Source organism: Pseudomonas sp. AC016, assembly GCF_979253365.1.
On sequence record NZ_CEEDCC010000001.1, the window covers coordinates 1895034 to 1908467 of the forward strand.

Genomic DNA, 13434 nt, shown 5'->3' on the forward strand with positions numbered 1-13434 from the left:
ACCCTGTCATGAATCTGCATGCCCACGACCATCAACACTGTGACGCAACCATCCCGGCCGGCGAACCGTTTCTGGCTGAAGTGAAAGCCGGGCAAACCGTGCGCATTCTCGACCTGGAAGGCAATCAGGCCGTCGATACGCTGTTCTTCAGCCTTGCCAACCCGCGTGAACGCTACGACGTGCAACGTACCCTGCGCCGCCAGAACAGCGTGTACCTGACCACCGGCAGCGTGCTGTTCTCCAATCTCGGCCGACCGATGCTGACCATCGTCGATGACACCTGTGGCCGGCACGACACGCTGGGCGGCGCCTGCGCGCAGGAAAGCAACACCGTGCGCTATGCCCTGGAAAAACGCCACATGCACAGCTGCCGCGACAACTATCTGCGCGCCTGCCTGCACGACGGTCGTCTGAGCAAGAACGACATCGGGCCGAACATCAACTTCTTCATGAACGTGCCCGTCACGGCGGACGGCGGCCTGACCTTCGAGGACGGCATCTCGGCGCCCGGCAAATACGTCGAACTGCGTGCCGAGATGGACGTGATCGTGCTGATCTCCAACTGCCCGCAGTTGAACAACCCCTGCAACGGCTACAACCCGACGCCTGCGCAGTTGGTCGTTCGCGACTAGTTGATGCTTCAAGCCCCGAATTCGGGCAGCAACGGACGACCGTTGCGTTGAAACGTTTATTAGCGGGACGGCCCGCTTCCCATCACGAAACCGATTCAGTCCGGTTTCCGGGGTCATGCCATGTTCGACAAACTGCTGATCGCCAACCGTGGCGCCATTGCCTGCCGCATCCTGCGAACCCTGCGTACCTTGAAGGTCAAGGGCGTGGCGGTGTACTCCGAAGCCGACGTTGCCAGCCTGCACCTGATGCAGGCCGACGAGGCTCACAGCCTGGGTGAAGGCGGCGCGGCCGGCACCTATCTGGCGGTGGACAAGATCCTCGCCATCGCCAAAGCCAGCGGCGCGGGGGCGATTCATCCGGGTTACGGATTTCTCTCTGAAAACGCTGCGTTCGCCCAGGCCTGTGAGGACGCAGGTATCGCTTTCGTCGGCCCGACGCCGGAGCAACTGCGGGTGTTCGGCCTCAAGCACACTGCTCGCGCCCTGGCCAAACAGCATGACGTGCCGATGCTGGAAGGCACCGAACTGCTGGACAGCGTCGACTCGGCCCTCACCGCCGCCGAGGTTATTGGCTATCCGGTCATGCTCAAGAGCACGGCGGGCGGCGGCGGTATCGGCATGCGCGTATGCCGCAGCGCCGCTGAGCTGGCCGACTCGTTCGAGGCGGTGAAGCGTCTGGGCCAGAACAACTTCAGCGATGCCGGAGTGTTCATCGAGAAGTACATCCAGCGCGCCCGTCATCTGGAAGTCCAGGTGTTCGGCGACGGCCAGGGCGAAGTGCTGGCACTGGGCGTGCGGGATTGTTCGGTGCAGCGTCGCAACCAGAAAGTCCTGGAAGAAACCCCCGCGCCCAACCTGCCCGAAGGCATGGCGGATGAACTCTGTGCGGCGGCGATCAAGCTGGCCAAGGCGGTCAATTATCGCAGCGCCGGGACCGTGGAATTCGTTTTCGACAGCCAGGATCAGCGCTTCTATTTTCTGGAAGTGAACACCCGACTGCAGGTCGAGCACGGCGTGACCGAAAAGGTGTGGGGCGTGGATCTGGTCGGCTGGATGGTGCAACTGGCGGCCGGTGATCTGCCGCCGCTTGCGGAGCTGCAAGCCACCCTGAAACCGAACGGGCACGCGATTCAGGCGCGTCTGTATGCCGAAGATCCGGGCCGCGACTTCCAGCCCTGCCCCGGCCTGTTGACCGCCGTAAGCTTTGCGCCTGCAGACGGTCAGGCGCTGCGCATCGATACCTGGGTGGAAGCCGGCTGTGAGATCCCGCCGTTCTTCGATCCAATGATCGCCAAACTCATCAGTTGGGCACCGAGCCGCGATGAAGCCAGCGCTGCACTGGCCGAAGCGCTGGCCGAAAGTCGTCTGTATGGCGTGGAGACCAACCGCGATTACTTGCGGCAGATCATCGCCGATGCACCGTTCGCCAGCGGGCAGCCGTGGACCCGCTGCCTGGAAGATCTGGTGTACAACGCCGACACCTTCGAAGTGCTCAGCGGCGGCACCCAGACCAGCGTTCAGGATTATCCGGGACGTCTGGGTTACTGGGCGGTCGGCGTTCCGCCGTCCGGGCCGATGGACAGCCGCGCCTTGCGTCAGGGCAACCTGCTGCTGGGCAATGCCGAAGGGTGCGCGGCGCTGGAAATCACCATGAGCGGGCCGCTGCTGCGTTTCAACACGGACGCGGTGGTGGCCGTGACCGGCGCAACGATTCCGCTGACGCTGGATGGCGAATCGTGTCCGATGAACACGACGCTGCTGGTGAATGCCGGTTCGACACTGGCATTGGGCATGATCGCCGGGGCCGGTGCACGCAGTTACCTGTGTGTGCGGGGCGGGCTGGATGTGCCGGATTATCTGGGCAGCAAAAGCACCTTCACACTCGGCCAGTTCGGCGGCCATGGTGGTCGTGCGTTGCGGGCCGGTGATGTGCTGCACCTTGCGCCGCTGACGGATCGCAGCGTCGGCGCGAGCATCGCCGATGATGCGCTCGAGGTGCTCGGCGAGGTTCGCGACATGCGCGTGATCTACGGGCCGCACGCTGCGCCCGAGTACTTCACCGAAGCGTACATCGAGACATTTTTCGCGACGGATTGGGAAGTGCACTTCAATTCCAGCCGCACCGGCGTGCGTCTGATCGGACCCAAGCCCGAGTGGGTCCGCGCCGACGGCGGCGAGGCCGGGCTGCACCCTTCCAACATTCATGACAACCCGTATGCCATCGGCGCCGTGGATTTTACCGGCGACATGCCGGTGATCCTCGGGCCGGACGGGCCGAGCCTGGGTGGCTTCGTCTGCCCGGTGACCATCATCGAGGCAGACCTGTGGCAACTGGGTCAGCTCAAGGCGGGTGACAAGGTCCGGTTTCATCCGGTGACCGTCGAAGCGTGTCATGCCTCTTCGCAAGCAAGCTCACTCCCACAGGAAACGGTGAGCCCCTGTGGGAGCGGACTTGTCCGCGAAAGCAATCCAGGCCACACCTCGCTGATCACCCAGCTGCACAGCCCGATCATTCTGGACATCGGCCAGGACGACAAACGTCTCGTTGCGCGGCTGTCCGGCGACACGCACCTGCTGCTGGAAATAGGCGCACCCGAGCTGGATCTGGTGCTGCGCCTTCGCGGCCATGCGCTGATGCTGGCGCTGGAGGCCAAGGCCCTGTCGGGCGTGATCGACCTGACGCCGGGTATCCGTTCGCTGCAAGTGCATTACCGCCCTGCCCAGCTCCCGCTCAAGCAACTGCTGGAGATCGTCGCGGGTGAGTGGGACGCCGTCTGCGCTGCGAAGGACCTGCAAGTGGCCTCGCGCATCGTGCACCTGCCATTGTCCTGGGACGACCCGGCCTGCCAGCTGGCCATCGAGAAATACATGACCACCGTGCGCAAGGACGCACCGTGGTGCCCGAGCAATCTGGAATTCATCCGGCGCATCAACGACCTGCCCAACCTGGACGAAGTACAGCGCACCGTGTTCGACGCCAGTTATCTGGTGATGGGCCTGGGCGATGTCTACCTCGGCGCGCCGGTTGCAACGCCGCTGGACCCGCGTCATCGACTGGTCACCACCAAATACAACCCGGCCCGCACCTGGACGGCGGAAAACTCGGTCGGTATCGGTGGCGCCTACATGTGCGTGTACGGCATGGAAGGTCCCGGCGGTTATCAGTTCGTGGGCCGTACGCTGCAGATGTGGAACCGCTATCGAGACGTTGCTGCGTTCGAGGGCAAACCCTGGCTGCTGCGCTTCTTCGATCAGATTCGCTTCTATCCGGTCAGCGCTGAGGAACTGCTGTGCATCCGCCGTGATTTCCCGCTGGGCCGATTCGATCTGAACATCGAACACAGCACCCTGAACCTGACCGATTACCAGAGCTTTCTGAGTCACGAAGCCGAAGGCATCGCCGCATTCCGGGCCCAGCAACAGTCAGCGTTCAACGCCGAACGCGAGCGCTGGATTGCCAACGGACAAGCCAACTTCGAGAGCGAGGAAAGCATCGCCCCGACGACTGACGAGACAGTTCTCGAGCCGGGCCAGCAAGGTATCGACAGCCACATTGCCGGCAATCTCTGGCAGGTGCAGGTCAAGCCCGGCGATCGGGTCGAGGCTGGCGACGTGCTGGTGGTGCTGGAGTCCATGAAGATGGAAATCCCGGTACTCGCGCCAGTCGGCGGCATCGTGCGGGACGTGCGGGTGCAACCCGGCTCGGCCGTGCGTGCAGGCCAGCGCGTCGTCGTGCTCGACGCGGACTGAACCGAATCATTCAATTTGAGGGAACATCCCCATGACCGATAACCCATTGTTGACTGATCTGCATCTGGATTCCGTTCGCGCCGCGTATCAGTCCGGCGCCGCGTCGCCTCGTCAGTTGATCCTGGCACTTCAGGAAAAAGCCGCCGAGCTGAATCCCGGCTATCACCTGTTCATCCATCTGCTGAGCCCGGATGAACTGGAACCCTATCTGGTCGCGCTGGAAAAACGCGAACTCAAGGACCTGCCGCTTTACGGCGTGCCGTTCGCGATCAAGGACAACATTGATCTCGCGGGCATTCCCACCACCGCCGCCTGCCCCGACTACGCCTACACGCCGGAACGCTCGGCAACCATTGTCGAGCAACTGATCGCGCTGGGTGCCGTGCCCATGGGCAAGACCAATCTCGACCAGTTCGCTACCGGCCTCAATGGCAGCCGCTCACCTTACGGCCCTTGCCCCAACAGCGTGTTGAAGGAGTACCCCTCCGGCGGTTCCAGCTCGGGCTCGTCGCTGGCGGTCGCGCTGGGTGTCAGCAGCTTTTCCCTGGGCACCGATACCGCCGGCTCAGGCCGGGTGCCCGCAGCGCTGAACAATCTGGTCGGCACCAAAGCCAGCAAAGGCCTGATCTCGACCGCAGGCGTCGTGCCGGCCTGTCGCACGCAGGATTGCGTATCGCTGTTCACCGCCACGGCCAGAGAAGCCAGCCAGTTGCTGGCACTGGTCGCCAGGCTCGACCCGCGCGATGAATACAGCCGCCGCAACCCGGCGTGGAACGACGCCACCGCATTCGGCGCGCCACGCCCGTTTCGCTTCGGCGTTCCGCGTGCCGAAGACCTTGAGTTTTTCGGCTGCATTCAAGGGCCACTGTTGTTCAGTGACGCCATCGATCACCTGACCGCGCTGGGCGGCGAAGCGGTGACCATTGACCTGTCACCGTTTCTCGAAGCCGCCAGCCTGCTGTACGACGGCCCGTGGGTCGCCGAGCGCTACAGCGTCGCCGGGCAACTGATGGAGGATAATCCTGCCGCCGTACTGCCGGTGATCCGTGCGGTATTGGCCAAGGCGCCAGCCGTCACAGGCGTCGAGACCTTTCGCGCGCAATACCGTCTGCAGGCACTGAAGGCCATTTGCGACAAGGCACTGGAAGGTCTGGACTGCGTGGTGACGCCAAGCATCGGTCGCCCGGTGACCTCGGCGGAGCTGCTCGCCGAACCCGTGCTGCGCAATTCCGAACTGGGCTACTACACCAACTTCGTCAACCTGCTGGATTACGCCGCCGTCGCTGTGCCCAGCACCTTCATGGATAACGGTTTGCCGTGGGGCGTGACGTTGTTCGGGCGCGCCTTCACCGACCAGTACCTGCTCAGCCTCGCCGATGCCTTCCAGCGTCACACGGCCCTGCCACTGATCTCGGGTAACACACCGCCCGCACCGACCACTGTCGCGCGCAATGACATGGCCCGGCTGGTGGTCTGCGGCGCGCATCTGGAAGGCCTGGCGCTCAACGGACAACTGAAGCAGCGCGGCGCGCGCCTGCTGGAAGCCACACAAAGCTCACCCGACTATCAGCTCTATGCACTGGCAGGCGGCCCGCCTTTTCGTCCGGGCATGGTGCGCGTGGCCGAAGGCGGTGTGGCAATCGAGGTGGAAGTCTGGGAGCTGCCGAGTGCCGAATTGGGTTCTTTCCTGACCGGCATCCCTGCGCCGCTGGGCCTGGGCAAGATGCAGCTCGCCGACGGTCGCTGGGAAACCGGTTTCATCTGTGAGCCGTACGGCCTTGAAGGTGCGCGCAACATCAGCGAACTGGGCGGCTGGCGCGCCTACCTGCGCCAGCTGTAAATCTGCGACCGACGTGTCGATCAGATACATAGTTGTGTCTGATCGACCGGGGCGGTGCGACATAGTGCCTGATCATTCCCTTTGACCAGATGCCATGACCGCCCCTCATACACCCTTCACCCACGACACCCCGCTTCTCGCTTCAGTCCCGTCAGCGGAGCCACCCGCCGCCACCGATCAACCGCCCGCGACGAGCGATTCGAACGCTGCCATCGAGCAAAGACTCAAGGCCCTGCGCAACAGTCCCGGCTTTGCGCTGATCGCCAATTCGTCCTTGCTGCTCAAGGCTTGCCAGCTGGACATGGACGCACCACCCTCCAGACGCCAGTACCTGCGTGCGCAACTGGTCATGCTTCTGCAGGAGAAGACCGGACAACTGCTGGACCCTGACCAACTGCACGTCACGTTCACCAACGAAACGCATCCAGCCGTTCACGATGACGGGCGTGAGCACGACAGCCTGCGCCTGTCATTGACCGAACTGGCACTCATCAGCTTCGATCCGCCGCACTACATGGCGCTGTACAAGAGCACGCTCGAAGACGCGCCCTTGTCGGATACCGCCCCAGCGTTGAAAGCAGGGGACATTTTCAAACTGATCTCCGATGCACTCTGGACCCGAGACTATGTCGTCGCGCTGGAAACATTCTGGTCACGGCACAAGGAAAGCTACCGGGTGCTGTCCAGGCTCGGCTTTCTCGACACGCTGGCGCGGCAGTACGCTCGGGGGCAGATCAGTCGCTATGGTTATTTTCTGACGCTGGATGCACTGGGCCTGAAAGACTTTCCCATAGATATCTCGCTGCTCGAACAGAGCGGACGTGGCGAAACGGCTGAGGTCCGCATGCTCACCTTCAACGGCGATCCAGTCGCCGGGCTGTTTCAGGTCAGTTCAACGGCGACCTCGCACTGCTTCATTCATGTTCTGGACAACCGGGGCACGGTCATCGAATACATCAGCAGCGACCCGGCGCACATGACCGGGAAACTTCTGGCGGCATTGAACGATGCAGGCATCTACGAGTTCGCCTCGTACCTGCTGGAGCGAAGTGAGAAAACGGCTGCATCCGTGGATTTGACGCTGATCGAAGGCGATGTGTTTGCCGAGCTGACCGACGCCCAGGCATTGCTTTCCGAGGAATTGCTGAGCGATGAGCGGTATGATCGATTCGATCTGTTAAGGCCGGTCGCGCGCAGTCTCACGCTGGCCAGCGGCGCGGACCTCTGGCAGTCGCAGTCCACCATTCTCAAGCGCTTGCCCGAGCCTTCAAGACTGGCCAGACGGCTCATGTCGGACTACCTGAGTGAGCAGCATGGTCTGCAGCACGATCCCGACCACGTATTCCTCATGTACCGGCGCGGCACCTCGACCACGCCGCTGGGTGACGCCCGCACCCCCGCTGCTCACGTCCATACGCCCCATGAAAAACCGATCAGCCTGAGCGAGGCGCTGGTCACCCAATACCGGGTTCAGACGCCGCTCGGCTACATCGATCATGGCGGGAAAACCGTGGTGTTTCTGGACACCACGGGTCAGGGTCAATGGGCGGTCGACGCTGAGTTGGCAGTTGATCCCTACGCCGTGGAAAAACACATAAGGACGATTGATTTCCTCGCGTTGATGACCGAACGCATCGACACGTTCTGGGAGCAGGAAAAGACCGGAATCGAACAGGCTTTCCAGTCCACATTCATCTGTCAGGCGCTGATTGCGGTAAAGCAAGGCCGCGTGACGCGTGACGGTTTCGACCTGATCGTGGCGTCGCTGTCCAACCGCGACGACCTGCGCTGGCATGATCTGGGTTTCCATGTGCAAGGCACGGTCTTTGACGGCATGCACACCCAGTACACCGGACTGCTGATGCTTGAGCATTCAGGCAAACAGAAGGTGCTGTATCAGGCAGGCCACCCCAAGGCTTTCATCGAGTGCGCAGACGAAGACGCGCTCAATGCCTACCTCATTGTGGCCACCGCCGACAGCCAGTGGCGCGAAGCCGTTCTGCATCACGTGCCGGTACGTCATCATCAGCGACTGGAGTATCTGTTCAAATTATGGGGCGGCATCAGAGCGCCGAACCGTCCGGTGTCCATCCTTCGTCCCTGGACCGACCAGATCTACAACCCGGACACCTACAAGGCGATGCAGCACGTGCTGTGCAAGCGTCCGATGGAGGGCTCGCCGTTCGCGTTCCTGCACCGGATGCTGAAGCAGAACGCGCTGATGGATGCCGAAGACCGGATCGTCACGTCCGGGCAGGTGACCTTGAAAGAGTGGACGGACCGGCTTGAACACCTGCAGCTTCTGCTGGCCCCCATGTCCATTCTGCTCACCCCGGCATTGATCGCCTCGCTGGCGACCGAGATCGGTATCGTCTCGCTGAACATTGCGTCCGCACATCTGCCGGGCGGTCGTCATGCGGAAAAGAGCCAGGCGTTGCTGGCAATACTGTCACTGGGCCTGATGCACCTGGGTCCCCGGACACCCAAACTGTTGCGCTCGATGAACAGGCTCATCAAACCCTCACGCCAGGCGACACGCGTGATTCCCCCACTGCCCGACATCTCACGCGTCATCAGCGCCAAGCGAAGCCAGTGGATGTCGCGGCAGCCGACGCGCCTGGAGACATTCTTCCACACCCAGACATTGCTCAAGCGCTGGACGCTGGTCGGCAGACCGTACCAGGGTGGTGTGCCGGTTCACGCCTGGAAGCTGGGGCGCCGGTTTCTGCTCTGGACCTCGGACAAAGGCCAGGCCAGAACGCTGGTGGTGAGCACGCACGGCCATTACCTGCCCTGGACGTCCAATGTGAAAATCCCGAACGGCACCGAGCTGCGTACCTACGCGCCCCACGGCTACGAACTCGTCGACCCCTTTCTGCACAATATCGTCAGCAGGCGCACTCTGCCTTTCGCGGCTTCAAGCGCGGCCGGAAACACGCCGTTGACGCTCGGACCTTCGCTCGCACCACTGACCATTACCGACAAGCTGATGGCGGGCACATCACTGCCCGGCAGGTTCAAGAACTACACGCTGTCGAAATTTCAGACGCTTCACAACGAACCCTATGGCGACATCGCAAACATCGTGCGCAACGCCAATGCCTCACCGCTGCTCGGCCATCTACCGCCCACGCCAATGGACGTGTTGACGGTGCGCAACCGCTTTGGCATGCCGTCGCCTACGCTTTCGAACCTGTTCGATACGTTGTCGGCTCAAGGCATTCACTACGACAAAATACTGCTGGTGCACTGCCGTTGTGCCGCCATTGCCTCGGTGCTGCAACGAGCTCCGGTCTACAAGGCGCCGACAGTCAAGCCGACGATTGTTAAGATGCCCTGACTTTCCCGCCATCTTCGCCCGGTCCCGAGATCACCATGACAACCGACGCTGTTACCAACCTGTGCCCGGTGTGCGGCTTCAGCAACAACTGCACCCTCGCCGACCCGCGCACTGCCAGCCAGCCGTGCTGGTGCTTCTCGGAAACCATCGACCCGGCACGGCTCGAAGCGCTGCCCGAAGAGGTCCGCAACAAGGCCTGCCTGTGCCCGCGCTGCGCAGGTGTCGAGCAGGCAGCGCTTGGCCAACCGGTACGCTAGATCGCGTACCATGTGCGCCCTCATAACCTTCCTGTCGCCATCGCCATGCGTCTTGACCGCTTCCTCAGCAACCTGCCCCGTTTCAACCGCAAGTACGTGCGTCTGGCGCTGGTCAGCGGCCGTGTGACAGTGGATGGTCAGATCACACGCGACCCGCATCACGATGTACGGGAATTCAGCTGCGTGGCCTTCGACGACGAGATCCTTCAAACAGGCAAGGCGCCGCGCTATTTCATGCTGCACAAGCCACAAGGCTGCGTCAGTGCCACAGTGGATCCGCAACACCCAACCGTACTCGATCTGCTGGAGGAACCTGACAAACATGACCTGCATATTGCAGGGCGTCTGGATTTCAATACCACGGGTCTGATGTTGATCACCAATGACGGTCACTGGTCACGACGATTGACGCAGCCGCAGACAAAGTTGCCCAAAGTGTATTACGTCGAGACAGAACAGTTGATCGACGAACGGTATATAACCAGGTTTGCCGAAGGCTTTTACTTCCCGTTCGAAAACATCACCACGCAACCGGCGCAGTTATCCATCCTTGGACCTCGTTGTGCCCGACTGAGTATTGTCGAAGGTCGCTATCATCAGGTGAAGCGGATGTTCGGCCACTTCGACAACAAGGTGCTGATTCTGCACCGCGAACGCATAGGGGATCTGTCCCTCTCCCCCGAGCTAGAGCCCGGCAGCTATCGTGCCCTGCACGCCGCAGAAATCCAGCTATTCTGAAAAAGTCACAACCGTTCGGCGGAATGCGCAACAAGCCTATGAATGGCACTTGCGGGTTCCGGTATCCACTGCTTGAATCCAAACCGTCAGTCCACATGTGACTGATGAGTCAGGACACCATTCCAAGAAACCTTTTGCCGTACTGAGTCATTGGACTCGCGACAAATTGCCCGCCAATAACAATACCTGTCGGACAGATCGTTCGGATCGACATGGGCCTTTAATCGGCTTTTGCCTGCCTGTCACGAAACTCGTGCAACGTTGTTGTACGCATACCTGTTACGCCAGGAGTTACACCTATGTCGCCAGAAAAAGCCGTGCTTGATATACAAGGACAGTTTCGGGTTTACACGGAGTTCTATCGCGCAGATGCCGCGGAAAAAACCATCATCATGGTCAACGGCTCACTGGCCACCACCGCGTCATTTGCACAGACCGTTCGCAACCTCTACCCGACGATGAACGTCGTGCTCTACGATCAGCCGTACGCCGGAAAATCCAAAGCGCACAACCGGCATGAAAAGTCCCTGACCCGGGAAATGGAGGGCCAGATCCTGCTGGAGCTGATTGATCACTTCAACGCCGAACACGTCATGTCGTTTTCATGGGGTGGCGCCGCAGCGCTGGTCGCGCTGTCGCACCGTCCCAAGCGCCTCGAAAGCGCAGTCATCAGCTCATTTTCGCCCGTGCTCAACGAGCACATGTGTGATTACCTGAACCGGGGCATCATCCATCTGGGCGCGCATGACCGTTACGAAGTCGGCCACCTGATCAACAACACTATCGGCAAACACCTGCCGTCGTTGTTCAAGCGCTTCAACTATCGTCACATCAGCAGCCTGGACCTGCACGAATACGACCAGATGCATTACCACATCAGCCAGGTGCTGGAGATCGATCCGGGCAATTACCTGACCGCTGCGAAAAACATCAACGTACCCGTCTTGTTCATGAACGGTGCCTGGGACGAATACACCGCCGCCAACGACGCCGTGCATTTCGGGAAGTACGTGAAGGACTGCAGCTTCAGCGTCATCGACGCCGCAGGGCACTTTCTGGACATGGAACACAAGGCCGCCTGCCGCGATTCGAAGCGGGCGCTGCTGAGTTTCCTGCAACCGGAACCTGCCGTGGCAGAGTCGTCCCGTCACGCGTATCAGTTGGTCCAGAGCCACCATGCCCTCGCCTTCTGAGAGCAGCGCTCGAAAGAGCCAGGGAATCCTCCGCCAGCGCACGGACAGCGGCACTCGGCGGACGGCTTCCAGAGTGAAGGTCCGGATAAATGCAGGTTTTGAGGAATTAACGCTTCAAATGCACGACTGCATCTGGTACAAAGTCAGCCGCTTCGAGCGGGTATAGTTTAGTGGCAAAACGAAAGCTTCCCAAGCTTTAGTTGAGGGTTCGATTCCCTCTACCCGCTCCACATCACATCTCCACCCATCTCCCCACATCTCATCTCCCCTTATAGATCAATAACTTAGCGCTCCGTGAATCTCTCATGGTTTCCGGTGGTCTCTGCACGGCCCTACTTTTTCTGTACAGGCTCGTGTACGGTTTCGAAAACTTCGAACCAGGCCATACACAAACATGAAACGATCAGAGATAAAAAGACGACCCCTTTCTCGAACTGTCATCGATGCACTTGAACCCGAGGTCAAGGAGTATCGCGAGAACTACGGTGGCGCGGAGCGGCTTCACATCGTTGTGAGCCCAACCGGGCGCAAACGCTGGGAGCTGAGATATAAAAAATCTGATGGAAAATGGGGCTGGCACGGCTTGGGCAGCTATCGGGACGTGAACATCGAACAAGCCCGTGAAAAGGCTCAGCAGGCTCTCAAGCTGCTTGCAGCGGGAACGGATCCTGTCGCGCATAAGGCGCAAAAAAAATACGAATTGAGCGAAGCGACAAGCAACAGTTTTGAGAGCGTTGCAGAGGCTTGGTACACCAAAAAATCAGCCGACGGCAGAGCAGAAAAAACGCTCAAGTCCATGCGATATGCGCTGGACAACGACATGCTGCCAGCACTGGGTAAATTATCCATCTCGAAAGTCACTCGCAAGCATTGTGCCGAATTACAGAATTCAATTGAGCTTAGAGAGGCGCATAACACTGCAAAAAAAGTCCGGAGCTGGCTGAATCAGATTTTTGGATTCGCGATAGCAAGTGGCAGATGTGAAAATAATCCAGCAAGCAATTTATTGGACATCGCATCAGTACAGCCACAAGAAAAACAATACCCTCACCTACTCGAACATCAACTACCAGATTTCTTGAAAGCTCTTGAGGCTTCACACAGCCGCACACTTGTTAAAAGTGCTGCGTGGCTAACTATCTATACAGCATCCAGGCCAGGCATGGTCAGAAACGCCGAGTGGATAGAATTTGATATTGATAAAAAAATCTGGAGCGTTCCTAACAGCAAAATGAAAATGGGTCGTGATCATGTAGTCCCGCTGAGCAGTCAAGTGATATCAATTTTAAACAACCTGAAAAACATTACTGGCAAATCTAGATACTTATTTCCTTCGGAAGGATCGAAAGGCTTAGTGATGTCGGAAAATACTGTTAACAAATGTTTTGCAAGTGCTGGATATAAAGACCGTATGACGGGGCACGGATCACGTCACACAGCAACGACTTTGCTCTCCGAACATGGCTGGCCTGAACCTTGGGTGGAGATGCAGCTCGCACATAAGAAGCCGGGGCTTAGAGCGGTTTATGACAAAGCATCCCATCTCAAAAATAGGGAAATAATGATGCAATGGTACTGCGATTACCTAGATGCATTAAAAGAAGGTTTGACGCAGAATCAAAAATCCGACTTTAAGAAAAGAACAGCAGTATCAAAAAACAAATAGACCGGACTGGAAAATAAC

General features: G+C 59.6%; 8 protein-coding genes and 1 tRNA gene. All 9 read left to right on the forward strand.

Going from position 1 to position 13434, the window contains the following annotated elements:
• The first annotated feature begins 8 nt into the window (after nt 1–8).
• Complete coding sequence (locus AC0IXS_RS08425; protein WP_371321598.1) at nt 9–632, forward strand: urea amidolyase associated protein UAAP2; 624 nt, start codon at nt 9–11, stop codon at nt 630–632.
• Between the two features lie 120 nt (nt 633–752).
• Nucleotides 753–4382, forward strand: a complete 3630-nt coding sequence (gene uca, locus AC0IXS_RS08430) for an urea carboxylase (protein ID WP_471824356.1) — start codon at nt 753–755, stop codon at nt 4380–4382.
• Between the two features lie 31 nt (nt 4383–4413).
• Nucleotides 4414–6222 (forward strand): allophanate hydrolase, encoded by a 1809-nt coding sequence (atzF, locus tag AC0IXS_RS08435; protein ID WP_471824358.1) that lies wholly within the window; start codon nt 4414–4416, stop codon nt 6220–6222.
• A 94-nt stretch (nt 6223–6316) separates the two neighbouring features.
• Nucleotides 6317–9562, forward strand: a complete 3246-nt coding sequence (locus tag AC0IXS_RS08440; RefSeq protein WP_471824360.1) for a dermonecrotic toxin domain-containing protein — start codon at nt 6317–6319, stop codon at nt 9560–9562.
• 35 nt (nt 9563–9597) lie between these two features.
• Nucleotides 9598–9819 (forward strand): cysteine-rich CWC family protein, encoded by a 222-nt coding sequence (locus tag AC0IXS_RS08445; RefSeq protein ID WP_122669013.1) that lies wholly within the window; start codon nt 9598–9600, stop codon nt 9817–9819.
• A gap of 45 nt (nt 9820–9864) precedes the next feature.
• Nucleotides 9865–10557, forward strand: a complete 693-nt coding sequence (locus AC0IXS_RS08450) for a pseudouridine synthase (protein ID WP_137202376.1) — start codon at nt 9865–9867, stop codon at nt 10555–10557.
• Between the two features lie 299 nt (nt 10558–10856).
• On the forward strand, nt 10857–11750 hold the full coding sequence (locus AC0IXS_RS08455; RefSeq protein WP_057410647.1) for an alpha/beta fold hydrolase: 894 nt from the start codon (nt 10857–10859) through the stop codon (nt 11748–11750).
• A gap of 156 nt (nt 11751–11906) precedes the next feature.
• A tRNA-Gly gene (locus tag AC0IXS_RS08460) sits at nt 11907–11980 on the forward strand.
• A gap of 164 nt (nt 11981–12144) precedes the next feature.
• Nucleotides 12145–13416: a tyrosine-type recombinase/integrase gene (locus AC0IXS_RS08465; protein ID WP_471824362.1), complete on the forward strand. Its 1272-nt coding sequence runs from the start codon at nt 12145–12147 to the stop codon at nt 13414–13416.
• Nucleotides 13417–13434 lie beyond the last annotated feature (18 nt).

What these genes read in the sequence shown, in the direction of transcription:
- AC0IXS_RS08445 (WP_122669013.1), top strand. Translation starts at nt 9,598, where the DNA reads ATGACAACCGACGCTGTTACCAACCTGTGCCCGGTGTGCGGCTTCAGC.
- AC0IXS_RS08450 (WP_137202376.1), top strand. Translation starts at nt 9,865, where the DNA reads ATGCGTCTTGACCGCTTCCTCAGCAACCTGCCCCGTTTCAACCGCAAG.
- AC0IXS_RS08440 (WP_471824360.1), top strand. Translation starts at nt 6,317, where the DNA reads ATGACCGCCCCTCATACACCCTTCACCCACGACACCCCGCTTCTCGCT.
- AC0IXS_RS08425 (WP_371321598.1), top strand. Translation starts at nt 9, where the DNA reads ATGAATCTGCATGCCCACGACCATCAACACTGTGACGCAACCATCCCG.
- AC0IXS_RS08465 (WP_471824362.1), top strand. Translation starts at nt 12,145, where the DNA reads ATGAAACGATCAGAGATAAAAAGACGACCCCTTTCTCGAACTGTCATC.
- AC0IXS_RS08455 (WP_057410647.1), top strand. Translation starts at nt 10,857, where the DNA reads ATGTCGCCAGAAAAAGCCGTGCTTGATATACAAGGACAGTTTCGGGTT.
- atzF (WP_471824358.1), top strand. Translation starts at nt 4,414, where the DNA reads ATGACCGATAACCCATTGTTGACTGATCTGCATCTGGATTCCGTTCGC.
- uca (WP_471824356.1), top strand. Translation starts at nt 753, where the DNA reads ATGTTCGACAAACTGCTGATCGCCAACCGTGGCGCCATTGCCTGCCGC.